Origin of the sequence: Mycobacterium szulgai (genome assembly GCF_002116635.1) — a bacterium.
In the GTDB taxonomy this organism is placed as follows: domain Bacteria; phylum Actinomycetota; class Actinomycetes; order Mycobacteriales; family Mycobacteriaceae; genus Mycobacterium; species Mycobacterium szulgai.
In genome coordinates, this window is the sequence record NZ_LQPW01000005.1 from 246,460 (window position 1) to 272,809 (window position 26,350).

A 26,350-nucleotide genomic window follows, 5' to 3' on the forward strand; every position below is an offset into this window, starting at 1 on the left:
GCTATGAGCACAGTTGCGCAGCCGTCCACTTTGCCCAGCGCGCCAGCAGTACTCCGGGAAACCCACCGGGGCGAAACCATGCGGGCGATCGTGCTGGAAAAATTCGGCGGCCTCGACAGCCTGGTCTACACCGAGATCCCAAAACCGTTGCCGAAGGACGGCGAAGTCGTCATCAACATCAAGGCTTTCGGGATCAACCACGCGGAATTGCACATGCGCCGTGGCGAATGGGCGGAAGCGGCCGAAGTCAGCGGCATCGAGTGCGTAGGCGTCGTCGATTCCTGTCCCGGTTCAGAGTTCCCCGTCGGCGCCAAGGTGGCCGCACTCATGGGCGGTCTAGGACGAACGATCAATGGCAGCTATGCCGAGTACACCCGCGTGCGCGCCGCGAACGTCGCGCTCATCGAGTCCGACCTGCCGTGGTCACAGCTGGCAGCACTGCCCGAAACCTATGCTGTCGCATGGACATGCCTGTTCCGCAACCTCGATCTGCAAGCCGGACAGACACTGGTGATTCGTGGCGCGACGTCTTCCTTCGGCCAGGCCGCACTCAAGTTGGCGGTCGCGGCCGGTGCGAACGTCATCGCCACCGCACGTAATCCCAAACGGTTTTCGATGCTCGAAGAGCTCGGCGCGGCGCGCGTGGAGGCGGAAAGAATCGACTTGGCCGGCCACCTACCGGAAGCCCAAGGCGCCAAGCAAGTTGACGCCGTACTCGACCTCGTCGGCAACAGCACCATCCTGGACTCCCTCGACATGCTGCGCCGCGGCGGCACCGCATGCTTGGCCGGGTGGCTTGGCGGCTTGGCGCCTATACCGGATTTCAATCCGTTGCTACGCATGGCAAGTGGTGTGAACCTGACGTTCTTCGGCAGTTTCGTGTTCGGCACCCCGGGGTTTCCACTGTCCGACGTGCCGCTGGCCGAGATCGCCAACCAGGTCGCGGACGGCAGGCTCGATGCACGGCCGTCGCGTGTCTTCGCTTTCGACCAGATCCATGAAGCGCACAGCGTGATGGAAGCCGGAGAAGCCGGTGGCAAAATGGTCGTCGTCGTCGAATGAAGTCCCGGTGGATGGGACCTGCGCGCAACGATTGAAAGCCGAGGCCTATTCGTGCCACCGCCTGTACTGGTGTTTGACGTGAACGAGACACTGCTCGACATCGATTCCATTGCACCGCTTTTCGCGGAGTTATTCGGCTCGCAGCGGGTGTTGCGCGAATGGTTCGGTCAGCTCATCACGTACTCGATGACGGCAACGCTCACCGGCGAGTACGTGGACTTCTCCACGCTCGGACAAGGTGTCTTGAGCATGGTGGCCGATATCCATGGGGTGGACGTCACCGCGAATGACGCGGCTCGACTCAAGTCGGCGATGCGGACGATGCCCGCCCATCCCGACGCGGCTGCGGGGCTGACGGAGTTGCGCGCCAACGGATTTCGACTGGTCACGCTGACCAATTCGCCACCCGGCGAGGGCGCCAGCCCGCTCGAGAACGCCGGGCTGGCAGAATTTTTCGAGCACCAGCTGAGCGTCGATTCGTGCCGGGCATTCAAGCCCGCGCCGGCCGTATATCGGCATGTGTGCCAAGTCATGGACGTGGCGCCCGGCGATTGCATGATGGTGGCCGCGCACGTATGGGATCTGCTCGGGGCGCAACGGGTCGGTTTCAGCTCGGCGCTGATCACCCGTCCCGGCAACCGGCCGCTACCCGTTTGCGATCAGCCCACCCTGGTTGTCCGCGACCTACGCGAGCTTGCCGGGAAACTGGGCAGCCAGCTGCGGTAGAACTGCTACTCTCTCGGAGTGCGGAGCAATTGTTCCATCCTGCTGGCCCTGGTCACGACGCTGCTCGCGTTCGCCGCCCCGGCGGGCTTGCCTGAGCAGAGATACCCGGTCCGGCTGACCGACAGCGCGGTCAAGGAGCCGCTACGGGGACTCATCTCCATGGGCGCCTACAAGTTTGCGCCGGTCCTCGGCGAGCCCGACAACTCCCTCGACACGGTGCGCCGCAAGAGCGGACTACTACAGGGCATCGTCATCCTGGCATCGTGGCGCTCGCTGGTGCCGACGGCCACGTCCGGTCTCGCCGACAACAACGAGATCGACCAGGGTTTGGAAGCCGTCCGGAAATACAACCAGGACAATCCGAAAACGCCGCTCGCCGTGAAGATCCGGGTGTGGGGCGGCTTCTGGGCACCCGACTGGGTGATGGAGGCCAGCGGCGGCAAGGTCCCCGTGGTGCACACCAACGGCCAGGGCAAGTCCAAGGACCGCAACCTGGGCCATGTCTGGAGCGATGCCTACCACAAGGCATGGGCGCACCTGCAGGAGTTGCTCGCCGCCAAGTACGACGGCGATCCGCTGGTCCACGAGGTCGCGGTCACCTCCTGCATGATGTTCACCGCCGAACCGTTCTCCATCGACACCCATCCCGGCGCGCTCGATCCGCTGCGCAAAGCCGGGATGACCGACGCCAACTACAAGGCCTGTCTCAACAACATCGTCGACGACTACGCCCCTTGGAAGACAACGCGTTTCGAGACACCGCTCAACCCCTTCAAGGACACCGACAGCGGTAAGCCGGTGCACGATGTGAACTTCACGCTGTCGTGGATGGACGACTGCCGCAAGCGTGCCGGCGAGCGCTGCGTCTTCGACAACCACGATCTCGACGTACCGGCGAAGGTGGACAAGGACCTGCAGACCATCTACGCGGCGATGAAGCGCAGCGGCGCGGAGGTGGAATTCCAGACCGGCCCGGCGTCACCGCCCGACCTCGGCGGCGTCATCGGCTACGGCCTCTCCAACGGCGCAACCAGCATCGAGCTCTATCAGGATTACGGCGGGTTCACCCTGGTGCCCGACGCGGACCTGCGTAAGTACTCAGCGATGCTGATCAATAACCACTGAGCTATCGGCTGTGCAACTCAGCGGTGGAAGAAACCGGAATGTCCGCTGTCGGTGCCGGGGAAGACACTCACATTGCCGACGCCCGAGTTACGTATGCCGGTGTTGAAGAACCCCGATTGCTGGAAGCCCGCGCCGTCGTTCACGCTGTTGAAGAAGCCCGATCCCCGATCGCTGGAGTTCGAGACTCCCGACCCGCCGAAGCCGGAGTTATTGAGGCCCGATGCAGTGGGAGCCTGATTGCGCGCTCCCGACGTGTCATCGCCGGCATTCGTGAATCCCGAGGCACCGTTGCCGGCGTTGAAGAAGCCCGATGTGCCGGTGCCGGTGTTTCCGAACCCGGAGCTGGGTCCTGTGCCGTCGGACACGTACCCGAATCCGGTGTTGAGGTTGCCCGAGCTGAAGCCGCCGGTGTTGACGTTGCCCGAATTCCCCCACCCGGTGTTCAGTTCGCCGGCATTGGCCCACCCGGTGTTGGCGTGGCCGGAGTTGAAGAAGCCGGTGGCGGTCTTGCCCGAGTTGAACATTCCGGTCACTTCCTGGCCGGAGTTGAAGAATCCGGTTGTGTAGCGGCCGGAGTTGAATGCGCCCGTCACTTCGCCGGCGGTGTTTCCGACGCCGGTGGCCTCCAAGCCGGTGTTCCAGAAGCCGGTGTTGGTGCCACCGGGGTTCCATGAACCGGTGTTGTTGGTACCGGCGTTTCCATAGCCCACGTTCTCGAAGCCGGAATTGAAGATGCCGACGTTGCCGGTACCGGAGTTGAAGAAGCCGATGTTCCCGGTGCCCGAGTTGCCGAATCCGATGTTGCCGCTGCCGCTGTTCAGGCCGCCGATGCCGATTTGGTGGTCGCCGGTGAGCCCAAAGCCGATGTTTCCGGTGCCGGTGTTGGCGAAGCCGATGTTGCCATTGCCCACGTTGGCGAAGCCCCAGTTGGAGTCGCCGATGTTGGCGTTGCCGCGGTTGAAATTGCCGATGTTTCCGCTACCGATGTTGGACTGGCCGGGGGTTTCCGTCGGGCCGACGTTTCCGAAGCCGATGTTGCCATCGCCCTTGTTACCGCCGCCGAAATTCGCTTTTCCTTCGTTTCCGAAGCCGACGTTCTGGTTGCCGCTATTGCCGCCGCCCACGTTGCCGGTGCCGTGATTGCCGCCGCCGACGTTCGAGTCGCCGGTGTTGCCGCTGCCGATGTTGGAATTGCCGAGGTTTCCGCTGCCCACGTTGGAACTGCCGGTGTTTCCGCTGCCAACATTGGTATTGCCGAGGTTGCCGTCGCCGGCATTCTGATTGCCGGTATTGCCGCTGCCGACGTTGCCGTTGCCCTTGTTGCCGATACCGAGGTTCCCGGAGAGGCCGAACAGGTTCTGCAGCGACTGCTGCCACGACGTCAGCTGCGCGGCCGCCGCAGATGCGCCCGAGTGGTAACCGACCATTGCGGTCACGTCCTGGGCCCACATCTCCTCGTAGATGCTTTCGGCTGCGGCGATCGCCGGGGCGTTCTGGCCGAATAGGTTCGACAACACCAGCGACACGATCTGAGAGCGGTTGACCGCCACCGCTATCGGTTGCACCATCGCCGTCTGTGCCGCCTCGAACACGCCGGCGACGGCCCTGGCCTGCCCGGCGGCGCCCGCGGCCCGCCCTGCCGCCGCATCCAGCCAACTCGCATAGGGCCCGGCAACCGCCGCCATGGCCTCCGATGCCGGACCTTGCCACGCCTGACCCGCCAACCCGGAAGTCACCGCATTGAACGAGGACGCCGCCGACCCCAGCTCGGCAGACAACCCCTCCCAGGCCACCGCGGCTTCCAACAAAGGTCCCGAACCCGCACCGGTGAACATCAGCGCCGAATTGATCTCCGGCGGCAACACCGCGAAATTCGCCAGCATCACGACTCCTCGCCTCGCCCCCACCGCGGCAGCCACTCGGCGCGCGGCTGCACATAACCTAGCGGCCCCGGGCTCCGACCGTGAGCAAATCGGCCAATCCCCTTGAACCCCTTGGAGCAATGGTCGTTTGGCGACGCGCGTAGCGTCATTTGTTGTGACTACGCAAACGGATCAACAGGAACACGACTCCGATCTCTCGGTGGACGTCGTGGTGCTCGGCGCCGGGCCGGTCGGCCAGAACGCCGCGGACCGCGCCGCGGCAGCCGGGATGCGCGTCGCTGTCGTCGAACGCGAGCTTGTCGGAGGCGAATGTTCGTATTGGGCTTGTGTGCCGAGCAAAGCACTGCTGCGTCCGGTCATCGCGGTCTCCGACACGCGTCGAGTGGACGGGGCGCGTGAGGCGGTCACCGGTTCTATCGATGCCACCGGTGTCTTCGGCCGGCGCGATCGCTACGTAAGCGACTGGGATGACACCGGCCAGGCCGATTGGGTGCGCGGAATCGGCGCGACGCTGATCCGCGGGCACGGACGGTTGGACGGTCCGCGCCGAGTCAGCGTCACCACCGCCGGCGGAGAAAGACGGCTGCTGACCGCCGAGCATGCGGTCGTCGTCTGCACCGGAAGCCGGCCGGCGCTCCCGGATCTACCCGGCATAGCCGAAGCCCGGCCGTGGACGAATCGCCAAGCCACCGATAGCAGTTCGGTACCACGACGCCTCGCGGTGATCGGCGCCGGCGGCGTGGGCGTCGAAATGGCAACGGCCTGGCAAGGATTGGGCTCCTCGGTAACTCTGCTGGTCCGCGGATCTCAATTGCTACCCCGGATGGAGCCATTCGTGGGGGAATTCATCGGACGCGGACTCGCCGAGGCAGGCGTTGAGGTGCGCACGGGTGTCAGCGTGCGCGCGCTGCGCCGCCCCGACCCCGATGGGCCGGTGGATCTCGAACTGGACGACGGCACCGTATTGCAGGTCGACGAAGCTCTGTTTGCCACCGGCAGGGCTCCGCTGACCGGCGACATCGGCTTGCAGACAGTGGGACTGACACCGGGCGACTGGCTGGACGTCGACGACACCTGCCGCGTGCGGGCCATCGACGACGGCTGGCTGTACGCCGCGGGCGATGTCAATCACCGTGCGCTGCTGACACACCAAGGCAAGTACCAGGCCCGCATCGCCGGCGCCGCAATCGCCGCACGCGCCAGTGGGCGGCCGCTGGACCCCACCCCGTGGGGCACCCATTCGACCACCGCCGACCATCACGCGGTGCCGCAGGCTTTCTTCACCGATCCCGAAGCCGCCGCAGTGGGACTGACGGCGGAGCAGGCCGCGCAGTCTGGTCATCGGATCAAGACGATCGACGTCGAAATCGGCGATGCGGTAATGGGAGCCAAGCTCTACGCCGATGGGTATACCGGGCGGGCGCGCATGGTCGTCGACGTCGATCGGGGCCATTTGCTCGGTATGACGATGGTCGGTCCCGGCGTGACGGAGATGCTGCACTCGGCCACCATCGCCGTGGCGGGCCAGGTGCCCGTCGAGCGGTTGTGGCATGCCGTACCGTGCTTCCCGACGGTCAGTGAGTTCTGGCTGAGACTGCTCGAGGCGTACCGGGATTCGTTCTTCACCGTCGTTTAGCCGCTCGGTCAGCAGGCCTCGTCGACGACGTCGAGGACGTCGACCTCGATTGGGCCGGTCAGCAATTCGGTGACCCGTGCGCGGTAGTCCACATAGTGCGCCGAAGCCCGGTGCGCCTCCAGTGCGTTGCGGTTGCGATAGCGCTCGAACAGGACAAAGCCGCCGTCGTCGGCGCTTTCATAGAGGTCGTAGGTGCGGCATCCATCCTCGGACCGGGTCGGGGCAACCATCGTTTTGAGCAGTGCGCGTAAGGCCTCGCGAGAACCGGGCCGGGGCGCGAATCTTGCGATGACCGCTATCGGGCGGGACAGGACGCAGGACATGGCGGACCTTTCTAAGTGGGACTCTTGACTAACTCGACTTAAGACGTTTTAATACGTCTTATGACCTCTGTCAAGCTGGATCTGAATGCCGCCGATTTGCGGATTTCGCGGGGCAGCGTGCCGGCCAGCACCCAGCTCGCCGAGACACTCAAGGCGCAGATCGTCGCGCAGCAGCTGCCCCGGGGCGGTCGCCTGCCCAGCGAGCGCGAGCTGATCGAACGCTCGGGCTTGAGCCGGGTGACGGTGCGCGCGGCGGTGGGAATGCTCGAGCGCCAGGGCTGGCTGATTCGCCGGCAGGGGCTGGGCACGTTCGTCGCCGATCCGGTGAAGCAAGAGCTGTCTTCGGGTGTGCGCACCATCACCGAGGTGTTATTGAGTTCGGGTGTCACCCCTCAGGTAGAGGTGCTGTCTCATAGCACTTGCGCAGCACCGCAATTCGTCGCCGAGGCGCTGGGGCTGGCCGAGGTGCTGTGTATTCGCCGGCTGTTCCGGGCCGGCGAGGAGCCCCTTGCGTTGGTGACGGCGTACCTGCCACCGTGGGTGGGCCATGCGGTCGAACCGCTGCTGTCGAGTGCGGCCGACACCGAAACCACATACACGATGTGGGAGCAGCGGCTTGGCATCCAAATTGCCAGGGCCACCCATGAAATCCACGCGGGCGCCGTCGCTGCGGAAGTGGCCGAAGCGCTTGGTCTGCAGCAGGATTCGCCGGTATTGGTGCTCGAACGCACCAGCTACGACAAAGACGACAAGCCACTCGAGGTGGTCGTGTTCCACTACCGCCCTGAGCGCTACCGGTTCTCCGTCACATTGCCCCGGACAATGGCCGGTCCGGGCGCCGGAATCATCGAGAAGCGAGAAGTCCAATGAAACCCAGCGAAACCCAGGTCGGCCTCATCCTGGCTCTTACGGTCAATGGTCTGGCGGTGAGCAACTACCCGGATATGGTCACCGTCTCCCAATCGGCGGAGGAATACGGCTTTGATTCGGTGTGGTTGTGCGACCACTTCCTCACCATCAGCCCGGACGACTACGTCAAAGACGCCGGTATCGCCGCTGACTCCGGCCACGGCCCGTCTGCAAGCCCGAAATCAATGCCGTTGCTGGAATGCTGGACGGCCCTGACCGCACTGGCCCGCGACACCACCGTGCTGCGCCTGGGCACCAGTGTGCTGTGCAACTCCTACCGTCATCCCGCGGTGCTGGCCAAGATGGCGGCCACGCTCGACGCCATCTCCGGGGGCCGGCTGGATCTGGGATTGGGCGCCGGCTGGTTTCAGCGCGAGTTCGAGGCCTATGGGATTCCGTTTCCGCCTGTGCGTGACCGGGTGTCCGCGCTTGACGAGGCGCTGCAGGTCATTCGGGCGGTGTGGACCGAACCGAACCCCACCTACTCCGGACAGTTCTACACCCTGGACGGCGCGATCTGCGATCCGCCGCCGGTTCAGCGGCCGCACCCGCCGCTGTGGATCGGCGGGGAAGGCGATCGGGTCCACCGCATCGCCGCCAGGCACGCGCAGGGCCTGAACGTGCGCTGGTGGTCGCCACAGCAGGTGACGCAGCGGCGCGATTTCCTGGCCCGCGCGTGCGAGTCGGCCGGTCGTGCACCGGAGAGCCTGCGGTTATCGGTGACGGCTCTACTGGCGCCGACGGAGTCGGCGCAGGACGAGTCCCGGATCCGGGCCGAGTTCGCGTCCATTCCCGAATCGGGGCTAATCGTCGGCTCGCCCGAGCGGTGTATAGCGCGCATTGAGGAGTACCAGGACGGCGGGATCGGCCAGTTTCTGTTCACGGTCCCGCACGTGGTGAGATCCGATTATCTCCACGTCATCGGACGCGACATACTTCCGGCGATCAAGTGCGCGAGCTAGAGCAATTCCTTTCTCCCACTGCGTATCTCGACTCGGCTCATCCGCTGGTTCGGGCGACGGCCGCAAAGCTGGTGGCCAGCAGCTCATCCGAGATCGATCGCGTCGGGCGGATCTATCACTACGTGCGCGACCTGCCCTACGACATCCTGGCGTCCTTTCGCTACCTGGCGCAGGGACAACATCGTGCCAGCGACGTGATCGGTCATGGCGTCGCCTTCTGCATGGGCAAGGCCAGCTCGTTCGTCGCCCTGTGCCGAGCCGCGGGGGTTCCGGCGCGCATCGCCTTCCAGACCCTGGACTGTCCGGATAAGGAATTCCTATCCCCCGAAGTTCGCACGTTGTGGGGCGCGTCTCGGCCACTGCCGTGGCATTCCCTCGGCGAGGCGTATCTGGGCGGGCACTGGATCAAGCTGGACGCCACCATCGACGCGCCCACCGCTGCCCGCCTCGGCAGGCCCTACCGGCAGACGTTCGACGGCAGCACCCCGATAGCGACTGTGGAGGGCCCCATCCTGCGGGAGAACGGCAGCTACGCCGACTACCCAGCTGAGGTCGCACAGTGGTACGAGCGAATCGCCCGCGCGGTCCTCGCGGCGCTGGAATCCGCCGAGGTGGGCGCGCAGGTAGCCGGTGACAACGAATTGTGGGCCGGTCCCCCGCTCGAGGCGGTAGCGCGTCACTCAGCGAATTCTCAACTGATTCTTCGGCGCCACATTCCTTAGTTCAAAGGATCTGCATAGGCGCAGGCCGCAGCATTACTCGCATGATGACTGAGCCGCTCTCGGCAACCCTGATCGAACGCTATCTGCGCACCCGCGGGCGCCGGTATTTCCGCGGCCAGCATGACGGCGAGTTCTTCTTCGTCGCCGATGTGCACCTTCGCCGGCTACACGTCCATCTCGAGATCTCGCCGGCACACCCCGACGTCCTCACCATCCGGGTCACTCCCGCCTGCTTCTTCCCCGCCGACGACTATGCCTGGCTGGCCCAGTTCGCCGACACCTGGAACGAGAGGCGCCGCGACATCACCGCGATCGTGCACGGATCCTCCGACCCGCGACGCATCGGAGTCGAAGCCCAGCAGTGCCGATGGTTTACCCAAGAGGTCACCTTCGAGGAATTCGCGGAGTTCGTCGACCGCACGCTGACGGCTGCGATCGGTCTCTTCGCAGGCCTGGCACCGGTTCCCGGATTGGCTTCGCCCACCAGGCCTTTGGTGTTAGATGCCGGTTGACAGCGCCGCGCGTGAAGTCTGACGAGCCATCAGGCCGCCAGTACGGCGTCCAGCGCCGAGTAAAACAGGCCGAGGCCGTCCTCGGACGGCCCGGTGAGCGCCTCGATGGCATGTTCGGGGTGCGGCATCAGGCCGACGACACGCCCATTGGCTGAACTGATCCCGGCGATGTCGCGCAGCGAGCCGTTGATGTTCTCGTGGTAGCGGAACACCACCCGGCCCTCGCCTTCCAGTTCGTCGAGCACCTGCTGCGACGCCACATAACGGCCCTCGCCCGATTTCAGCGGAACCAGCAGGTCCGCATCCGGCTCGAAGCGTGACGTCCAGGCAGTCGACGTCGACGCCACCCGCAACCACACGTCGCGACACACGAAGTGCAGCCCCACATTTCGGGTCAGCGCGCCAGGGAGTAGCCCGGCCTCACACAGCACCTGAAATCCGTTGCAAATTCCCAACACCGGCATCCCGCGACCGGCCGCGGCGACCACTTCACCCATCACCGGAGCGAATCTGGCGATCGCACCCGCCCGCAGGTAGTCACCGTAGGAAAAGCCGCCGGGTACCACCACGGCGTCCACACCTTTGAGGTCGGCGTCGGCGTGCCACAGGCTGACCGCCTCCGCGCCCACCCGCCGCGCCGCGCGTGCGGCGTCCACATCGTCGAGCGTGCCCGGGAAAGTGATGACCCCGATGCGTGTCGTCACTGAGCCTCCCGGCTGATGGTCCAGTCCTCGATCACCGTGTTCGCCAGCAGTGACTCGGCGATCTCGGCGAGGGTGGAATCGTCCACGGTGTCGTCGACGTCCAGCTCAAACCTTTTGCCCTGGCGTACATCTGAGATCCCAGGATGGCCGAGGCGCCCGAGCGCACCGACGATCGCCTGACCCTGCGGGTCCAGAATCTCCGCTTTGGGCATCACGTGCACGACCACCCGGGCCACCGGCGTTCCTCCTCAGGGCATAACGGTCGAAGATCGACGCCAACTCTACCGGCGACCCGTTCGCGCAGCGCGCGCTACTCGCCCCTACGCACCGGAGTAAGTGGCCTCAACCGTCTGTTCGCCAAGAACTTTCATCTCTTTGATCCGCAGCTGGTCGGACAGGCCCTTCTCCTCAATGACCGCTTGGAGGCGGTCGTAGAAGTGCCGCACCAGCGCCTCAAAGGTCGGTGAAAAGTCCACCGTGCACAGCTTCAGTCCACCTTTTCGGGTGATCGCAGCGATGTCCTCATAGAGCGGGTCGTTCTTATCGACGACGAATGCGTGGTCGACTTCGTCCAGAATGGGCCGAAATGCGTTCTCCAACAGGTCGGTATCCAGGAGGAAGTACTGGTCGTCAAGAGTGTCACCGGTAAGCGTTACCGATACGAATATCGTGTGGCCGTGCAGGTTGGCGCATTTGTTTGCCACCAATTCCGGGGTAAAAAGCTCACTTCCGCCCCGGCTGGTCCGCATGTCGTGAGTCCATGTCCGATGACCCATTTCGAGGCGAATAGTCTGCTTGATGGTGTAGGCCATACCTGCTCCCTGGATGTATTCGGTTAGGACTGACTTCGCTTAGTTAATGCCATAGCTGGCATTGAGAGTGGATGCGCAACGAAGTTCCGCGCGCTTGAGCACGCAGCCGTCGACATGCAGCTTGCCGCTCACCTGCTCGTATATGTGCTGCACCAGACCCTCGATGGTGGGGTTGAAGTCGACGGGATACACCTTGTCGGCCACGTCTGCGAGCTCACAGAGCTTCACAAACTCGTCAAATATCGGGTCTTCGGTCCAAATGATGAACGAGTGATCCAGAGCGTCGATGATGGGCCGGACAACCACAGCAAGTTCATTGGTATCGAACACAGTCTTCATGCCATCGAGCTCGAGCTCCGACTCAAGAATGAGCTTTAGCTCCCAGGTGTGGCCGTGGATGGTTTCTTCCTTCTTATAGTCGAAACCCAGGGATCGGTGGCCGGCATCGAATCGAAAGGTCTTCTCGATCGTGCGTGTCATAGGTTCTCCACCTCCGGGGCCGACAGCCGAACCCGGACACCGCGGGCTGTTACCGGTTTCGCCTAATGAATGTTAGATCCCCGGCCATGCCCGGCCAAGACCTATTAGCCGGCCAGAATTAACCGGTGACCGCCAAGCTCATCGATTCGCCGCTGTGCTACCCCGTGAGAATCCAGCGAAGCGTCGCTGAGGTCGGTCCACGCGCTGAGATCAAGCGGCGCCGACGGGTTCGCGGACTGCGCTCGCGCATCGCGTGCGGCCTGGAAGAACTCCTCGATTCGAGGGTGTTCGAGCCGGACATTGACGGCCTGGCACCGGGCACCGGCCAGTTTGGCCAGGGCAACGCTGTTTACCCCCAGCAACACCGGGGGGCGCGGCGAAGGTAGTGGAAAGCCGTTCCACTTCGCGTCTCGATTCGGATCCCACAGCACGTCGCACAAGTCGAGAATGCTGACGAGGTGCGCGTGCCGATCCTGCATCGAGTCGTGCAGCGGAATGCCGAGCACCTCGTGTTCTTGCGCCCAGCGGCTGCCCGGGGCGGCGCCGGCGCCCAGACCGAATATGAAACGTCCCTCGCTGATTTCCTGCACCGAGGCGGCGGCAACCGCCGTCATGCCCGGCGTCCGGTTAGCCGCGTTGACCACCAGCGTGCCGATGCCGATCGTGGAGGTGGCCGCCGCCAACGCGCCGGCGAGCGTAAAGCATTCCAGCATACGGTCACTCGACAACACCGAGCCCGACATGTGGTCGTAAACCCATGCGGTTCCGAAACCTTCGCCTTCGGCCCGCAACACGTTCTCCCTCAGCTCCGGCCAGGAGTGCATGGCTCCGCTATAGAGAACGTCGACTGTGACCATGGGCCGAACCTACAGCAGAATGACAGTGCCAGAGCCGATTTCCTGCGCACAGCTCCTCAGCACGAACCGATGTAGGCCTCGCACAGCGGGGCGGTCATGGCGTCCAGGACCGCGGTGTCGGAGATTACCGGCCACTGCACGACCGGCGCCGACGACCACAGCGTGAGTTCGCTGAGCGTGCTGCTGGCTACGTGCGCGACAAGATAGGTATGCATGACAACCGGCCCGCTGATCACCGCGGCCATCCGCGTCGGTTCGTCGTCGGTGACCGACGGCGATTGCGCCGGTGCCCCCAGCTGGCAGGCGCGCAGTGCGGCAACGGCCGCGCCGAATACTCCGGCCGCTATCGCGCCCCCGCGGGCGGTGTCGCCACGCCAGTGCAGAATCTCGGCCTGCAGCTGCCACTGACCGTCGGGGTGGGCCACTGTCACCCGGCCGGCCACCGCTGAGTTGCGGCTGTCCTGTGGAAAGGCCGGCGTGCCACACACCTCCTCGAAGCGGAATCGGGGCGTAGCCCCGGTTGTCACGACGGCCGCTCCGGCCAGCGCGGGCCAGCCGTACACCGAATCCAGTGGGATCGCCCGCTTATGCATCCATGCGGTACGGGGAATCTGGTCACACACCGGCGGGCAGGTCTCCGGCTCCGCGTGCACGGGCGGCACCACCAGCAGAGTGACCACCAAACTGCCGGCGACCAAGATCGCTGCCAGTATCACCCGCATGTGCACCATCTCATTCGGGGCCTCATCAGTGCACAATCGTAAACATGCAACTGACGCATTTCGGTCATTCCTGCCTGCTCGCCGAGTTCGGCGCAACAAAGGTGTTATTCGATCCCGGTACGTTTGCGCACGGCTTCGAAGGCATCACCGGCCTGTCCGCGATCCTGATCACCCACCAGCACCCCGACCATGTCGACACCGCACGACTACCCGCACTGCTGGACGGCAACCCCGATGCCGTGCTGTACGCCGATTCGCAAACCGCGGCGCAACTCGGCGAGCCGTGCCGGGAAGTGCACGTCGGTGACGAACTGCCGGTGGGCGAGGTGACCATCCGCGCGGTCGGTGGCCGGCACGCTGTGATCCATCCGGAAATCCCTGTGATAGAAAACCTTTCGTATTTGGTGGACGACGGCGAGCACCGCGCCCGGCTGATGCATCCCGGTGACGCATTGTTCGTGCCCGACGAACCGGTGGACGTGTTGGCCAATCCGGCGGCGGCGCCGTGGATGCGGATCTCCGAGGCAATCGACTATCTGCGGGCCGTAGCCCCCGCCCGCGCGGTGCCCATTCACCAAGGCATCGTCGCCCCCGATGCCCGGGGAATCTATTACAGCCGGTTCACCGAGATGACCGAGGCCGATTTCCAGGTGCTGCCGGAGGAGACCGCGGTCACCTTCTGAGCGGTCGCGTACCCGCCGCGAGCTAGGAGATGTCGTCGGCGGCCCCGCGGCCGGCGGCCCGGCCCGAGAAGATGCAGCCACCCAGAAAGGTTCCCTCCAAGGCCCGGTAACCGTGGACACCGCCGCCACCGAAACCGGCTACCTCGCCGGCGGCGTACAGGCCGCTCAGCGGCGTCCCGTCGGACTTGAGCACTCGTCCATCGAGGTCAGTTTCGATGCCGCCCAAGGTCTTCCGGGTGATGATGTGCAACTTGACGGCGATCAGCGGCCCGGCCTTCGGATCGACCAGCCGGTGCGGCGCCACCACCCGGCCGAGCCGGTCGCCCAGATAGCCTCGGGCGGCCCGGATCGCGGTGATCTGACCATCCTTGCTGAACTTGTTGACCACTTCACGATCACGGGCGGTGACGGCGGCCTCCACGGTGTCGTAATCCAGCGGAACCACGTCGGGGAGCTCGTTCATGCCGTCCACCAACTCACTCAAGGTGTTCGCGCTGACGAAGTCCACGCCTTTATCGATGAAGGCCTGCACCGGATCCGGTGGGCCCGACCGGAGCCGCGAGCTCACTAATCCGCGCACGCTCTGGCCGGTCAAGTCGGGATTCTGCTCCTGGCCGGACAGCGCGAATTCCTTCTCAATGATTCTGGCGTTCAACACAAACCAGGTGTAGTCGTACCCCGACTGGGTGATGTGTTCCAGCGTTCCCAAGGTGTCGAAGCCCGGATACAACGGAACCGGCAACCGATTGCCCGCCGCATCCAGCCACAACGACGAGGGGCCCGGAATGATCCGGATACCGTGCAGCGGCCAGATCGGGTCGTAGTTGGTGATGCCTTCGGTGTAATGCCACATCCGGTCGGGGTTGATCACCCGCGCGCCGGCCCGCTGCGAGATGCCGATCATCCGGCCGTCGACGTGCGCCGGCACACCGCTGAGCAATTGCCTTGGGACACGGCCCATCCGCTTCGGCCAGTTCTTACGCACCAGATCATGGTTGCCGCCGATGCCGCCGCTGGTCACGAGCACCGCCGAGGCGCGAAACTCAAATTTCCCCAGTGCTTTTCGTGAGGATGGCGCACCCCGCGGCTCGTCCGAGGGTTCCAGCACGGTGCCCCGAACACCCGTCACCGCATCACCCTCGACGATCAGCTTGTCGACCTGGTGGCGGTGGGCGAACCGCACGTTGGGCCGGTTGCGCAGCCGGCGCGCGAAGATCTCGACCAGCGCCGGCCCGGTGCCCCAGGTGATGTGAAATCTCGGCACCGAGTTGCCGTGTCCCTGTGCGTCGTAACCACCGCGCTCAGCCCAGCCCACCAACGGGAAGATCTTCAGTCCTCGCGCACGCAGCCAACTGCGCTTCTCCCCCGCCGCGAAATCGACGTACGCATGTGCCCACTGCTCAGGCCAGTAATCCTCTGGGCGATCGAAAGCCGCTGTCCCCAGCCAGTCCTGCAAGGCGAGTTCATGACTGTCGCGGATGCCCAACCGGCGCTGCTCTGGGCTGTCCACGAAGAACAGTCCACCGAAGGACCAGTAGGCCTGGCCGCCCAGATTGGCACTGTTCTCCTGGTCCACGATCAGCACCCGCAAGCCGCGGTCGGTCAGTTCGCAGGCGGCTACCAGGCCCGAAAGGCCGGCGCCGACGATAATCGCGTCGGCGGTGAACCCGTCCGGCACAGCAGAATCGCTCATGTCGGTACAGGGTAGTGGTACCGGTTACCCCGGCGATCGCAAGGTTTTAGGCAGCGTCGAGGATCGCCTTGTCACGCCGCCATTGGTAGACCGTCGGCGCGCAGCCGTGCATCAAGGCCAGATCGACGGCATCCAGCATCGCCTGACGCGGCCCGGGCTTGCGCAGATGGTGGGCGGCCACCGCGATCCGCACCACACCCTCGCGCCGGGCGATGCGCTCGGCCGACATGACCACCATCCGGCACCACCAGGGCTCTGCCAGAAACCCCTCCCCGATGCCGAGCACCCGGGCGCGCACCGTGGACTGACGGACCAGATCGGTGATCCCGTGGAAATCGGCCAGCATCCGAAAACCGTTGCTCGGCAAGGCCTTCACCACCCCGGGCGAGACCAGCCAGCCCGGTGCGGCAAACAGCCGGGTACGCAGCCCGAGATGCTCAAGGACCCGGTCGGCGGCCATCAGCCGCAGGTTCGCCTCATGGGCGTGCAACGTCGCGAACTCGCCACGCCGCCTCTTGGTCGCGGCCTCGTCGTACCCGTGCAGCACCAGTGCATCGCCGCCGGAACGCCGCCCGGCCAGCCAGTCAACGGTCTGCGCGTCCCGGTCAAGCCGGTACTCACCGCGCAGGCGCGGAGACACCAACAACGAAACGGGTACCGAGCGGGCATCCATCTCCCCGCAGAATGCGTCGACTTCGGCCAGGGTGTTCACGCCTATCCCCGATACCGAAACGATCAGTTTTCCAGACACGCTTGTAGTTTGCCGATCCCAGGTTTCGGGACGGTGAAGTACATGCAGACAATAGACGTATATCCAGCCCATCTGACCAGCGCAAAGAGCGGCCCTGCGCAGGGTTGGGCCGGTAGCTGCCGCCCCTCCCGATATGCTCAGCAACGCCATGAAAGAGGCGCGAGCCGCAGCAGCAGATTCCGGGCTGCCCACCAGCACGGGGCAGTCGCACCCCGGCGAAGACACCCATCCCGACAAGCTCGACGCCGGGACACTCCGGGTCGCCGGGGTATGCGTGCTGGCCGCGCTGATGTCGATCTTGGACACCACCATCGTCAACGTCGCGCAACGCACGTTCATCGTCCAGTTCGGTTCCACTCAGGCCGTTGTCGGCTGGACCATGACCGGCTACATGCTCGCGATGAGTACGGTGATCCCGATAACCGGTTGGGCGGCCGACCGATTCGGTACCAAACGGATCTGGATGGGTTCGGTTCTGGCGTTCGTCCTCGGCTCACTGTTGTGTTCGTACGCGCCGAACATCCTGCTGCTCATCGTCTTTCGGGTGGTGCAGGGAATCGGTGGTGGCATGTTGATGCCACTGGGCTTCATGATCCTGACTCGGGTGGCCGGACCACGACGGTTGGGCCGCATGATGGCGGCCGTGGGCGTCCCGATGCTGCTCGGGCCGATCTGCGGACCGATCGTGGGAGGCTGGCTGATCAGCGCATTCAGTTGGCCGTGGATCTTCCTGGTCAACGTGCCGATCGGGATCACCGCGCTGATCCTGGCGACATTCGTGTTCCCCAAGGACCAACCCGTGCCGTCCGAGACGTTCGATCTGGTGGGAGTACTGCTGTTGTCGCCCGGTCTGGCCACGCTGCTCTTCGGCGTGTCGTCCATCCCGGGTCGCGGCACCGTGGCCGACCGGCATGTCTTGATCCCGATAGCCGTTGGCCTGGCGTTGATCATCACGTTCGTCCTGCATGCCTGGTACCGCGTGGATCATCCGCTTGTGGATCTGCGGCTGTTCCGCAATTTCGTGTTCACCCAGGCGAATGTGACGCTGCTGGTGTTCGCGACCGGGTTTTACGGAACCGGCCTGCTGCTGCCGAGTTATTTGCAGCAGGTGCTGCACCAGACGCCGTTGCAGTCCGGGCTGCACCTGATCCCTCAGGGGGTTGGCGCGATGCTGACACTCCCCTTCGCCGGTGCCTTCATGGACAGGCGCGGTCCGGGTAAGAGTGTGTTACTCGGCCTCACCCTGATAATCATCGGGCTGGGCACGTTTACCTTCGGTGTGGCCAAGCACGCGGACTATCTGCCGACGCTGATGGTCGGGCTGGGAATCATGAGCATGGGTATGGGCTGCACGATGACGCCGCTTTCCGGAGCCGCGATGCAGACGCTGGCTCCGCGAGAGATCGCCCGCGGTTCGACGCTGCTCAGTGTTAACCAGCAAGTGGGCGGCTCAATAGGAACCGCGTTGATGTCGATGGTGCTGACCAATCAACTGAATCGCAGCGAAAACATCGCCGCGGCGAACAAAGTGGCCTCGGAAGTACCGCGACGTCCCGTCGACCCGGAATTGGCCAGTGCTGCGCTGCACGACCTGTCCCACGCCTACACGGTCGTGTTCGCGCTCGCGGTCGTGCTTTTGGCGCTGAGCATCATTCCGGCGACGTTCTTGCCCAAACGGCCGGCCGGCTGATCACCGCCCACGGAGATCAAAGACTCAAGCGATTCGTCCACAGGCCGCCTTCCCCGCTATCGCAGCCCGCGGTAGCGAGCAGCCAGGCATATTGGAAAGCGGTTTCCTTCCAGCGTTCATAGCGGCCGCTGATGCCACCGTGACCGGCGTTCATCTGGGTCTTCAACAGCACCGGGCTGCCTCCAGAGCTGATGTCACCGTTGGTGTGCCGCAGCGCCGCAACCCATTTGGCCGGCTCGACGTAGTAGACCCGGGTGTCGTTCAGCGACGTCATCGCCAGGATGGCCGGATACCTTCTGGCCGCCACGTTTTCGTACGGCGAATACGACTTCATGTACTCGTAGACGTCGCTGTCGCTCAACGGGTTTCCCCACTCGTCCCACTCCGTGACGGTCAGCGGCAACGACGGGTCCAGGATCGTGGTCAGAGGGTCGACGAACGGCACCTGGGCGAGAATCCCGGCGAACAGATCCGGCGCCATGTTGGCCACCGCACCCATCAACAGCCCGCCGGCACTGCCCCCGAGAGCCACCAGCTGCTGCGGCCGGGTGAGGCCCGTCTGCACCAAATGCCTTGCCACCGCGATGAAATCGGTGAACGTATTCTTCTTTTCCAGCATCTTGCCGTGCTCATACCACAGCCGGCCCATCTCGCCGCCGCCGCGGACATGGGCGACCACACACGCCATGCCGCGGTCCAGCAGCGAAATCCGGGCGATGGAGAACCTGGGATCTTCGCACATCTCGTAGGCGCCGTAACCGTAAATCATTACTGGAGACGGGAATTCGAGACCCGCACGGTGCACGATAGAAATGGGGATCCGGGCGCCGTCGTCCGCGTGGGCCCAATCGCGGCGTTCGACGTAGTCCTCCCGACGGTAGCCGCCGAGCACCGGCTGCTCTTTGAGCAAGGTGCGCTCACCGGTTACCAGATCGATGTCGTAGATCCGCATCGGAGTGATGAAAGATCCCGCGCCCACCCGCAGCTTCGGCGCAATCCAGTTCGGATTGGGCCCAAGGCCCGCCGACATCAGCTCGGAGTCGAACGAAACCTCTTCGGGCGCACCGTAACCGTCATCTGTCAAGGGCCACAACTGAATCCGGGGCAGCGCCTCGCGCCGGTAGCTGACCACCAGATGCTCGGCGAACGCATCCATGCCGTCCAGCCGGACATCGTCACGGTGCGGAATCAGGACGCGTTGCCGCGTCGGGTCGTCGACGGGAGCGTCGGTCAGCGTGAAGTTCACCGCGCCGTCATTGTGCAGGATCAGGAATCGGTCCTGCCCGCCGACGACGGCGTGCTCGACGGAGTACTCGACACCCTCCCGCCGGGGCAGCACGACGGTGAACTCGGCATCGGAATCTGCCGCGTCGGCGTAGCGGACCTCGGAGGTGACTGACGAGCCGGCCGCGATCATCACGTAAGCGTTGCTGCGGGTGCGTCCGACCGCGAGCCAGAACCGTTCGTCGGCTTCGTGGTAGACCTGCTCGGAGGAGTCGGCGGCGCCGAGCCGGTAGCGCCACACCGTGTCCGGGCGCCAGGCCGCGTCCACGGTGGTGTAGTAGACAGTGCGGTTGTCGGCGGCCCACGTCGCCCCGGCGCCGATGCCGACGATCTCGTCCGGATACTGCTCGCCGGTGCGTAAATCCTTGAACCGCAAGGTATATCGTTCGTCACCGACCACATCGACCGAATAGGCCAGCAGGTTGCCGTCCAGGCTGATGCCGGCCGCACCCAGGGCGAAGAAGTCGTGACCCTCGGCTTCCACGTTTTCGTCGAGGACCAATTGTTCACCGGGTATTTCGGTGTGCTGGTCGAACTTCGGCGGATCCCAGTCGTCGGGATCGGCCACCGGGCAACGGCAATGGACGGCGTACTGCTTACCCTCGAAGGTGCGGCCGTAGTACCACCAATCGCCGCGCCGGCTCGGAACCGACAGGTCGGTTTCCTTGGTGCGGGCCTTGATTTCGTCGAAGATCTTCTGCCGCAACGGCTCCAAGTGTGCGGTCAGCTGATCGGTGTAGTCGTTTTCGGCCTCGAGGTAGGCGATGACTTCCGGGCTGTCCTTATCGCGCAGCCATTCGTAGGGATCGATGAAGACATCGCCGTGATGCTCGCGCCGGGTCTGCACCCGTTTCGCCTTGGGCGGAGTCGGATTTGCCGTCATGCGCCCGGCCCGATCCAGCTGCCGAAGCTCAGGCCCGAGATACGTTCGTAGGCATTGATGTAACGGTCGCGCGTGGCTTCGACGATGTCGTCCGGGAGCGGCGGTGGCGGCACAGTGCCGTGCCGGTCCCAGCCGGACGCGGGACTGGTGAGCCAGTTGCGGACGAACTGCTTGTCGAAGCTGTTCTGGACCACCCCGGGCCGGTACTCGTCGGCCGGCCAGTAGCGAGACGAGTCGGGGGTGAAGATCTCGTCGGCCAGCAACAGGTTTCCGTCGCGGTCGCTGCCGAATTCAAACTTGGTGTCGGCGATGATGATTCCCTTGGTCAGCGCGTGGTCGGCGGCCTGGACGTAGATCTGCAGGGTGCGGTCGCGCAGTTGGTTGGCAGCCACCACGCCCACCATCTCGATCACCCGGTCGAACGAGATGTTCTCGTCGTGGTCACCCAGTTCGGCTTTGGTTGCCGGGGTGAACAGCGGTGTGCTGAACTTGCTGGCCTCGACCAGTCCGGGCGGCAACGGGATGCCGCATACCTTGCCGGTTGCCTGATAGTCCAGCAACCCAGACCCGGTCAGGTAGCCACGCGCCACACACTCCACCGGGAACATCTCCAGCCGGCGTACCACGAGCGCGCGGCCGAGCACGTCGTCGGGGATGCGCGGGTCGTCCGGTGGGCCGGCCAGGTGGTTGGGCGCGTCGACCAGGCCGAAGAAGAACACGCTCATCGCGGTCAAGATGCGGCCCTTGTCCGGGATCGTGCTGTCCAGGACGAAGTCGTACGCCGAGATCCGATCGCTGGCGACCAGCAACAGGTGCTCGTCATCGACGCGGTAGATGTCACGGACCTTGCCGCTGGTCAGATGCCGGTAATCGGACAATGCGGGACGCATCGGGTCAGCCTATCGGGCGGGATTAGACCAGCACTGTGCTGGGATCAGCACTATGACGCGGTACTTGCCCTACTCCACCAGACCGGTTCGACTGTTCATCCAACTGATGAGCGACGTCATCGTTGCCGTGTGGACCACCATATGGGTGTTCGTCGGGCTCGCCGTGCACAGCGCCATCTCGACGATCGCCGAAGCGGGCCGGCAAGTGGAGATCGGCGCGCACGGCGTCGCGGGCAATCTGGGCTCGGCGGGCCACGGCGCGCAACAGGTGCCGTTGGTCGGCGATGCGCTCAGCAAGCCGCTCACCGCGGCGGCCGACGCGGCCCTCGACATCGCCGGGGCCGGCCACAGCCTGGACACCACCGCGAGCTGGCTCGCGGTGGTGCTGGCGATCGCGGTATCCGCGACGCCGATTCTCGCTTTCGGCGGGCCGTGGCTGTTTTTGCGGCTGCGGTTCTTCCGGCGCAAGTGGACTGTGACGGCGCTGGCCGCGACGTCGGCCGGTCAGCAGCTGCTGGCGTTACGCGCGTTGGCGAACCGCTCGCCGGCCAAGCTCGCCGCCGTCAGCGCGGATCCCGTCGGCGGGTGGCGCCAGGAGGATCCGGCGATCATTCGCGGGCTGGCCGCGCTGGAGCTGCGGGCGGCCGGGATCAGCCTGCGGCGTTATTGAACGCCCGCAGCAGTCCGGCGCTGGCCACGATGACCCAGGCCGCCAGTGCGACCCAGAAGAACACCAGCGACACCGTGCTCAGCGAGCGTTGACCGATCTCGGCCGCCGTCGCAGCGGTGGCTGCCGAGTACATGCCCAGCGGGAACACCATCGCCCACCACACACCGCCGAAGTGCAACATGCCGGGCCGCCGGTTGATCCGCTGCAGGCCGAAATAGACCAACGCCGGTATCCACAGCGTGGCCACCACCCAGGTAGTCACGGTGACCACTCGCACCGTCGGCGCCAGCCAGCTCGTGGCCAGGTTATGGATGTTGTCACCGGCCAGCGTCGCAATCGCCAACCCGCCCATCAGAATCCAGGAATCAGGCTCCAGCTCTTTGGCGCGCTCGGCGATCGCCCGCCACAGAATCAGCCAAGTCATCAACCCGTACAGGCATAGGCCCACAACCCAGACCGGCACGGCCACCCACAGCGCCGGGTGATGCGGAGTATGCAGGTCAACCTGGGTGGCCACGATCGCCAGCCCCGAGGTACCCACGCTGGCCAGCTCCCAGGCGCCGTGCGCGCGGTCGCGCAGCGCCGCCCAGGGACGACCTCTCGCCATGTTCCGCGCGCTGAGCAGCATCAGCGCCAACCACGACGACAACGCAACGGCGCCAAGCACATACATCACTGCGGCATAGGATGCCAGCCGGCTGTCCAGCACCGCGCAAGCGGCAACGAAGGTGAACAGTCGCAGCGTCACGTCGGGATCGGTCAAGTCCCACAATGCATTTTGTCTGGCGAGCGCGAGGACGATCACCAATCCGGCCAGGGCAACCAGAGCGGCTGTGGCCAGCACGCCCAAAGCGTCACTGATCCGGGTGTACTCATGCTTGCCCGCGGCGATCGACAGAATTCCGGTGGCCATCACCGCAGCGAACACGTCGGGTGCGGGCTCGAGTTCAGCGAGCCGCCTTCTCACCGCAGTTCGACGACTAGATGCCGGATTCCAGTGTGCCGGTTGCTGCGTGTCCATTCGACGGGCTGCGTCACCCGCACGTCGCCAAAGCGCGTCAGCAGTTCCTCATAAAGCACCCGCAGTTCCAGGCGGGCCAGATTGGCACCCAGGCAATAGTGCACGCCTTGTCCGAAACCCAAGTGTGGATTGGGTTTTCGGCTGATGTCGAACTCGTCCGGGCGGTCGAACACATTGGCGTCCCGGTTGGCCGAACCCTCCCAGATCTGCACCTTCTGCCCCGCCTCGATCGACTGGCCGCCGAGCGTGACGTCGCGGGTGGCGGTGCGCCGCTTCGACGGCGAGGGTGACGTCCAGCGGACCATCTCCTCGACGGCCGTCGGCAATAACTCGAGATCGGTTCGCAGCGCACGCAATTGCTCTGGATGCTCGGCCAGCGCCAGCAGGCCACCCGCCACCGCGTTGCGTGTCGTCTCGGCCCCGGCGCTGAACAGCAGGCTGAAGAACAGGTACACCTCGAGGTCCGACAGGGCGGGAGCCTGGGCATCGTCGAGCATCGCGTTGGCGACCACCGATAGCATGTCGTCGGTCGGGTTGGCCCGCTTCGCCGCGATCAGCTCCTGGCCATAGCTGTACATCCGCGACCCGGCTTCTTCGATAGACAGCTGCGATAGCGCGGCCTTGCGGGAGCCGCCGAAATCGAATTGCGGCTCGATGGCCTCGAACAGCCAATGCCGTTCGGATTCAGGCACTCCCAGCAGGATGCAGATCATCTGCATCGGCAGTTCGGCGGCGACCTCGACGAGAAAGTCGAACGGCTCACCCGGCCGCACAGCGTCGAGCAGCCGGCGCGTGCGGGCGCGCAGGTCGTCCTCGACGCGACGGATCATCCGCGGCGTCAGCCCGGAGCTCACGAGCCGCCGGATGTATGAATGCCGTGGGTCGTCCATCATGTTGAGCACCTGGCCGGCGATCGCCAGGTCTTGCAGCAGCGTGCCGCCGAACGGCCGGTCACCGCCGGTAACCGACGAGTATGTCGCCGGATCACGAAGAACCTCAAGGGTTTCCGCGTGGGTTGCCACCGACCAGAAGCCTTCGCCGTCGGGTGTGTTGTCGGTCGGCTCGTGCCAGTAGACCGGCGCCTGGCGGCGATGGACGGCGAACAATTCGTGCGGAAAACCATTCGCGAAGTTGTCCAGGTCGGTGAAGTCGATATCCGCGAGAGCGCCGGCGAGAGTCACAGGATCGCGCCCGCAGTGTATTTGGCCGCGTCGGGATAGCGGCCCACCAACGCGTCCACCATCGCGGCGACCTCGTCGACCTGGTCGCCGGCGGCTCCGGTGAACGCCTTCCTGTCGGCCAGTGCGGCGTCCAGCGCGTCGCGGCTCAGCGGCAGCCGCGGATCGGCGGCCAACCGGTCCAACAGGTCGGGCTCTGCGCCCTGTTCGCGCATGGCCAGCGCGGTGGCCACCGCGTGCTCGCGGATAACGTGGTGCGCGGACTCGCGGCCCATGCCCGCTCGCACCGCCGCCATCAACACCTTGGTGGTGGCCAAAAACGGCAGGTAGCGGTCCAGCTCGCGCTGGATCACCGCGGGGTAGGCGCCGAACTCGTCCAGCACCGTCAGGAACGTCTCGATCTGCCCGTCGACGGCAAAGAAGCTGTCCGGCAACGCAACCCGGCGCACCACCGAACAGAAGACGTCGCCTTCGTTCCACTGTGCGCCGGCCAACTCGGCCGCCATCGAGGCGTAGCCGCGCAGCACGACCTGCAGCCCGTTAACCCGTTCACAACTACGGGTATTCATCTTGTGCGGCATCGCCGAGGAGCCCACCTGGCCCGGCGCGAAACCCTCGGTGACCAGTTCGTGCCCGGCCATCAGCCGAATGGTGTGGGCCAGCGAGGACGGTCCGGCGCCCAGCTGAACCAGTGCGGACACCACATCGTGGTCCAGCGAACGCGGATACACCTGCCCCACGCTGCTGAAAACTAATGCGAAGCCTAAAAAGTCGGCGACGCGACGCTCCAGCTCGGCGAGCTTGGCCGCCCCTTGCGGTCCGCCGCCGAGCAGGTCGAGCATGTCCTGGGCGGTACCCATCGGACCCTTGATGCCGCGCAACGGGTAGCGCTCGATCAACTCGCGCAGCCTGGTCAGCGCGACCAGCGTCTCCTGCGCCGCGGAAGCGAACCGCTTGCCCAGCGTGGTGGCCTGCGCGGCGACATTGTGACTGCGCCCGGCCATGACCAGATCGCGATAGACCACCGCGCGCTCGGCGAGCCGGGCCACCACGGCCACTCCGTGCGAAAAGACCAGATCCAGCGAGCGCCGGATCTGCAGCTGCTCGACGTTCTCGGTCAGGTCGCGACTGGTCATTCCCTTGTGCACCTGTTCGTGACCGGCCAGCGCGTTGAATTCCTCGATGCGGGCCTTGACGTCGTGGCGCAGGGTGCGCTCGCGGGCCGCGATCGAACCCAGGTCGACGTCCTCGAGGACGCGTTCGTAGTCGGCGATCGCCTTGGCGGGGACGTCTACGCCCAGCTCGGCCTGTGCCTTGAGGACGGCCAACCACAGGCGCCGCTCGGCTACCACTTTGGCCTCCGGCGACCAGATGGCGACCATCTCAGCGCTGGCATAACGGTTGGCCAGCACGTTCGGAATGCTCACAGACACACAGCTTACGGTCGGGCAGAAACCTGACTCGATTTTCCTGCTCGCGAGTGACCTGTCCTCGCTGGTCAACCAGCGGCCGCTGATAACCCGACTTCGCTATGCGGCGGGCGCGACGGACCCACCCTGATCCCAGGAAACTCGCGTGCCTGACCACCATGCCAACCCGTGGTGGCGCATAACTCATCGAGGATCTGAGCTGCGTGGGCATTTTGGGTGGTCACGACGAAATCCGGGATTTCATTCGCCATAGGGCGATATGATTCTCTCCTGCCCGAGGGTCGACTCTGACCTGGGCGCTTCCCAGGTCGTCCTGGCTTTGTGGGCCATGACCTAATGGGAGGTGTCCGATGTGGTTGGTGATTGCGGCCCCGGAGTGGATGGCCGCGGCGGCTGGGGATATGGCTGGCATCGGGTCGACGATCGGGGCGGCCAACGGCGCGGCGGCGGCCAACATCGAGGCGGTGCTGGCCGCGGGCGCTGACGAGGTATCGGTGGCCGTGGCCACGGTGTTTGGCGCGCACGCCCAGGCCTATCGGGCGGTGAGTGCGCAGGCTGCGGTGTTTCATGACCAGTTTGTGCAGGCGCTGACCGCGGGTGCGGAGTCTTACGCGGCCGCCGAGGCTGCCAGCGCCGCGTCGATAACCAGTCCGCTACTCAATGCGATCAACGCGCCCTTCCTGGCGGCTACCGGGCGTCCGCTGATCGGCAACGGCGCCAACGGGGCGGCGGGGTCCGGGGC

Annotated in this window: 26 protein-coding genes and 1 pseudogene; 12 read left to right on the forward strand and 15 right to left on the reverse strand. The window is 65.0% G+C overall.

Annotated features, from left to right (window positions below; genetic code table 11):
• The first annotated feature begins 3 nt into the window (after positions 1-3).
• From AWC27_RS01370 to AWC27_RS01380, 3 genes are read left to right on the forward strand one after another with little or no spacing between them, the layout of a single operon-like run.
• Complete coding sequence (locus AWC27_RS01370; RefSeq protein ID WP_085668724.1) at positions 4-1,062, forward strand: zinc-binding alcohol dehydrogenase family protein; 1,059 nt, start codon at positions 4-6, stop codon at positions 1,060-1,062.
• 51 nt (positions 1,063-1,113) lie between these two features.
• The gene (locus AWC27_RS01375) at positions 1,114-1,788 is read left to right on the forward strand and encodes a haloacid dehalogenase type II (protein WP_085668726.1); all 675 of its coding nucleotides are present in this window, start codon (positions 1,114-1,116) and stop codon (positions 1,786-1,788) included.
• Between the two features lie 18 nt (positions 1,789-1,806).
• Positions 1,807-2,913, forward strand: a complete 1,107-nt coding sequence (locus AWC27_RS01380; RefSeq protein ID WP_085668728.1) for a hypothetical protein — start codon at positions 1,807-1,809, stop codon at positions 2,911-2,913.
• 17 nt (positions 2,914-2,930) lie between these two features.
• Here AWC27_RS01380 and AWC27_RS01385 read toward each other — a convergent pair whose 3' ends face one another.
• The gene (locus AWC27_RS01385; RefSeq protein WP_139836685.1) at positions 2,931-4,796 is read right to left on the reverse strand and encodes a PPE family protein; all 1,866 of its coding nucleotides are present in this window, start codon (positions 4,794-4,796) and stop codon (positions 2,931-2,933) included.
• A gap of 154 nt (positions 4,797-4,950) precedes the next feature.
• On the opposite strand from AWC27_RS01385, the gene AWC27_RS01390 reads away from it, so the two are divergent.
• Positions 4,951-6,432 carry a dihydrolipoyl dehydrogenase family protein gene (locus AWC27_RS01390; protein ID WP_139836686.1) on the forward strand — a complete coding sequence of 494 codons (1,482 nt, stop codon included), beginning with the start codon at positions 4,951-4,953 and terminating at the stop codon, positions 6,430-6,432.
• Positions 6,433-6,440: 8 nt separating this feature from the next.
• Here AWC27_RS01390 and AWC27_RS01395 read toward each other — a convergent pair whose 3' ends face one another.
• Positions 6,441-6,743, reverse strand: coding sequence for a putative quinol monooxygenase (locus AWC27_RS01395; protein ID WP_085668851.1), 303 nt, complete (start codon positions 6,741-6,743; stop codon positions 6,441-6,443).
• Positions 6,744-6,815: 72 nt separating this feature from the next.
• On the opposite strand from AWC27_RS01395, the gene AWC27_RS01400 reads away from it, so the two are divergent.
• The 4 genes from AWC27_RS01400 to AWC27_RS01415 are packed head-to-tail and all read left to right on the forward strand — an operon-like array spanning position 6,816 to position 9,860.
• Positions 6,816-7,625, forward strand: a complete 810-nt coding sequence (locus AWC27_RS01400; protein ID WP_085668730.1) for an Rv0792c family HTH-type transcriptional regulator — start codon at positions 6,816-6,818, stop codon at positions 7,623-7,625.
• A complete protein-coding gene (locus tag AWC27_RS01405; protein WP_085668731.1) occupies positions 7,622-8,626 on the forward strand; it encodes a TIGR03560 family F420-dependent LLM class oxidoreductase in 1,005 nt (334 codons plus the stop codon). Before AWC27_RS01400 ends, AWC27_RS01405 begins: the two co-directional genes overlap by 4 nt.
• Positions 8,614-9,348, forward strand: coding sequence for a transglutaminase-like domain-containing protein (locus tag AWC27_RS01410; protein ID WP_085668733.1), 735 nt, complete (start codon positions 8,614-8,616; stop codon positions 9,346-9,348). Before AWC27_RS01405 ends, AWC27_RS01410 begins: the two co-directional genes overlap by 13 nt.
• Positions 9,349-9,392: 44 nt before the next feature.
• Positions 9,393-9,860 carry a YbjN domain-containing protein gene (locus AWC27_RS01415; RefSeq protein WP_085668853.1) on the forward strand — a complete coding sequence of 156 codons (468 nt, stop codon included), beginning with the start codon at positions 9,393-9,395 and terminating at the stop codon, positions 9,858-9,860.
• 29 nt (positions 9,861-9,889) lie between these two features.
• Here AWC27_RS01415 and purQ read toward each other — a convergent pair whose 3' ends face one another.
• The 6 genes and pseudogenes from purQ to AWC27_RS01445 form a co-directional block, all read right to left on the reverse strand.
• Entirely contained in the window at positions 9,890-10,564 is a 675-nt protein-coding gene (purQ, locus tag AWC27_RS01420; RefSeq protein WP_085668734.1) for a phosphoribosylformylglycinamidine synthase subunit PurQ, read from the reverse strand.
• A complete protein-coding gene (gene purS, locus AWC27_RS01425; RefSeq protein ID WP_085668736.1) occupies positions 10,561-10,800 on the reverse strand; it encodes a phosphoribosylformylglycinamidine synthase subunit PurS in 240 nt (79 codons plus the stop codon). Before purS ends, purQ begins: the two co-directional genes overlap by 4 nt.
• An 84-nt stretch (positions 10,801-10,884) precedes the next feature.
• A complete protein-coding gene (locus AWC27_RS01430; protein ID WP_245846757.1) occupies positions 10,885-11,313 on the reverse strand; it encodes a 6-pyruvoyl trahydropterin synthase family protein in 429 nt (142 codons plus the stop codon).
• A 102-nt stretch (positions 11,314-11,415) separates the two neighbouring features.
• On the reverse strand, positions 11,416-11,856 hold the full coding sequence (locus tag AWC27_RS01435; RefSeq protein ID WP_085668750.1) for a 6-pyruvoyl trahydropterin synthase family protein: 441 nt from the start codon (positions 11,854-11,856) through the stop codon (positions 11,416-11,418).
• A gap of 104 nt (positions 11,857-11,960) precedes the next feature.
• Positions 11,961-12,713 carry an LLM class flavin-dependent oxidoreductase gene (locus tag AWC27_RS01440; protein WP_085668760.1) on the reverse strand — a complete coding sequence of 251 codons (753 nt, stop codon included), beginning with the start codon at positions 12,711-12,713 and terminating at the stop codon, positions 11,961-11,963.
• Positions 12,714-12,769: 56 nt separating this feature from the next.
• Positions 12,770-13,503, reverse strand: a pseudogene (locus AWC27_RS01445) (ATPase).
• Here AWC27_RS01445 and AWC27_RS01450 point away from each other — a divergent pair.
• Positions 13,480-14,118, forward strand: a complete 639-nt coding sequence (locus AWC27_RS01450) for an MBL fold metallo-hydrolase (RefSeq protein ID WP_085668763.1) — start codon at positions 13,480-13,482, stop codon at positions 14,116-14,118. The pseudogene AWC27_RS01445 and the gene AWC27_RS01450 overlap by 24 nt on opposite strands.
• A 22-nt stretch (positions 14,119-14,140) precedes the next feature.
• On the opposite strand, the gene AWC27_RS01455 is transcribed toward AWC27_RS01450, so the two are convergent.
• Both AWC27_RS01455 and AWC27_RS01460 read right to left on the reverse strand, forming a co-directional pair.
• A complete protein-coding gene (locus tag AWC27_RS01455; RefSeq protein ID WP_085668765.1) occupies positions 14,141-15,811 on the reverse strand; it encodes an FAD-binding dehydrogenase in 1,671 nt (556 codons plus the stop codon).
• A 46-nt stretch (positions 15,812-15,857) separates the two neighbouring features.
• Entirely contained in the window at positions 15,858-16,562 is a 705-nt protein-coding gene (locus AWC27_RS01460; protein ID WP_085668767.1) for a DUF2334 domain-containing protein, read from the reverse strand.
• Between the two features lie 133 nt (positions 16,563-16,695).
• Here AWC27_RS01460 and AWC27_RS01465 point away from each other — a divergent pair, with 133 nt between their 5' ends.
• Entirely contained in the window at positions 16,696-18,252 is a 1,557-nt protein-coding gene (locus tag AWC27_RS01465; RefSeq protein ID WP_139836688.1) for a DHA2 family efflux MFS transporter permease subunit, read from the forward strand.
• A gap of 16 nt (positions 18,253-18,268) precedes the next feature.
• Here AWC27_RS01465 and AWC27_RS01470 read toward each other — a convergent pair whose 3' ends face one another.
• Positions 18,269-20,419, reverse strand: a complete 2,151-nt coding sequence (locus AWC27_RS01470) for a S9 family peptidase (RefSeq protein ID WP_085668769.1) — start codon at positions 20,417-20,419, stop codon at positions 18,269-18,271.
• Positions 20,416-21,309, reverse strand: a complete 894-nt coding sequence (locus AWC27_RS01475; RefSeq protein ID WP_085668771.1) for a phosphoribosylaminoimidazolesuccinocarboxamide synthase — start codon at positions 21,307-21,309, stop codon at positions 20,416-20,418. The genes AWC27_RS01470 and AWC27_RS01475 overlap by 4 nt, the downstream gene beginning before the upstream one ends.
• Positions 21,310-21,361: 52 nt before the next feature.
• Here AWC27_RS01475 and AWC27_RS01480 point away from each other — a divergent pair, with 52 nt between their 5' ends.
• Positions 21,362-21,979 carry a hypothetical protein gene (locus AWC27_RS01480; RefSeq protein WP_085668773.1) on the forward strand — a complete coding sequence of 206 codons (618 nt, stop codon included), beginning with the start codon at positions 21,362-21,364 and terminating at the stop codon, positions 21,977-21,979.
• Here AWC27_RS01480 and AWC27_RS01485 read toward each other — a convergent pair.
• From AWC27_RS01485 to purB, 3 genes are read right to left on the reverse strand one after another with little or no spacing between them, the layout of a single operon-like run.
• Positions 21,960-22,946 (reverse strand): tellurite resistance/C4-dicarboxylate transporter family protein, encoded by a 987-nt coding sequence (locus tag AWC27_RS01485; protein WP_139836689.1) that lies wholly within the window; start codon positions 22,944-22,946, stop codon positions 21,960-21,962. The two genes, AWC27_RS01480 and AWC27_RS01485, sit on opposite strands and share 20 nt — an antisense overlap.
• A complete protein-coding gene (locus AWC27_RS01490; protein WP_085668776.1) occupies positions 22,943-24,181 on the reverse strand; it encodes a cytochrome P450 in 1,239 nt (412 codons plus the stop codon). Before AWC27_RS01490 ends, AWC27_RS01485 begins: the two co-directional genes overlap by 4 nt.
• Positions 24,178-25,605 carry an adenylosuccinate lyase gene (gene purB / locus AWC27_RS01495; protein ID WP_085668778.1) on the reverse strand — a complete coding sequence of 476 codons (1,428 nt, stop codon included), beginning with the start codon at positions 25,603-25,605 and terminating at the stop codon, positions 24,178-24,180. The genes AWC27_RS01490 and purB overlap by 4 nt, the downstream gene beginning before the upstream one ends.
• A gap of 353 nt (positions 25,606-25,958) precedes the next feature.
• Here purB and AWC27_RS01500 point away from each other — a divergent pair.
• A partial coding sequence (locus AWC27_RS01500) for a PE family protein (RefSeq protein ID WP_139836690.1) occupies positions 25,959-26,350 on the forward strand: 392 nt, incomplete at its 3' end.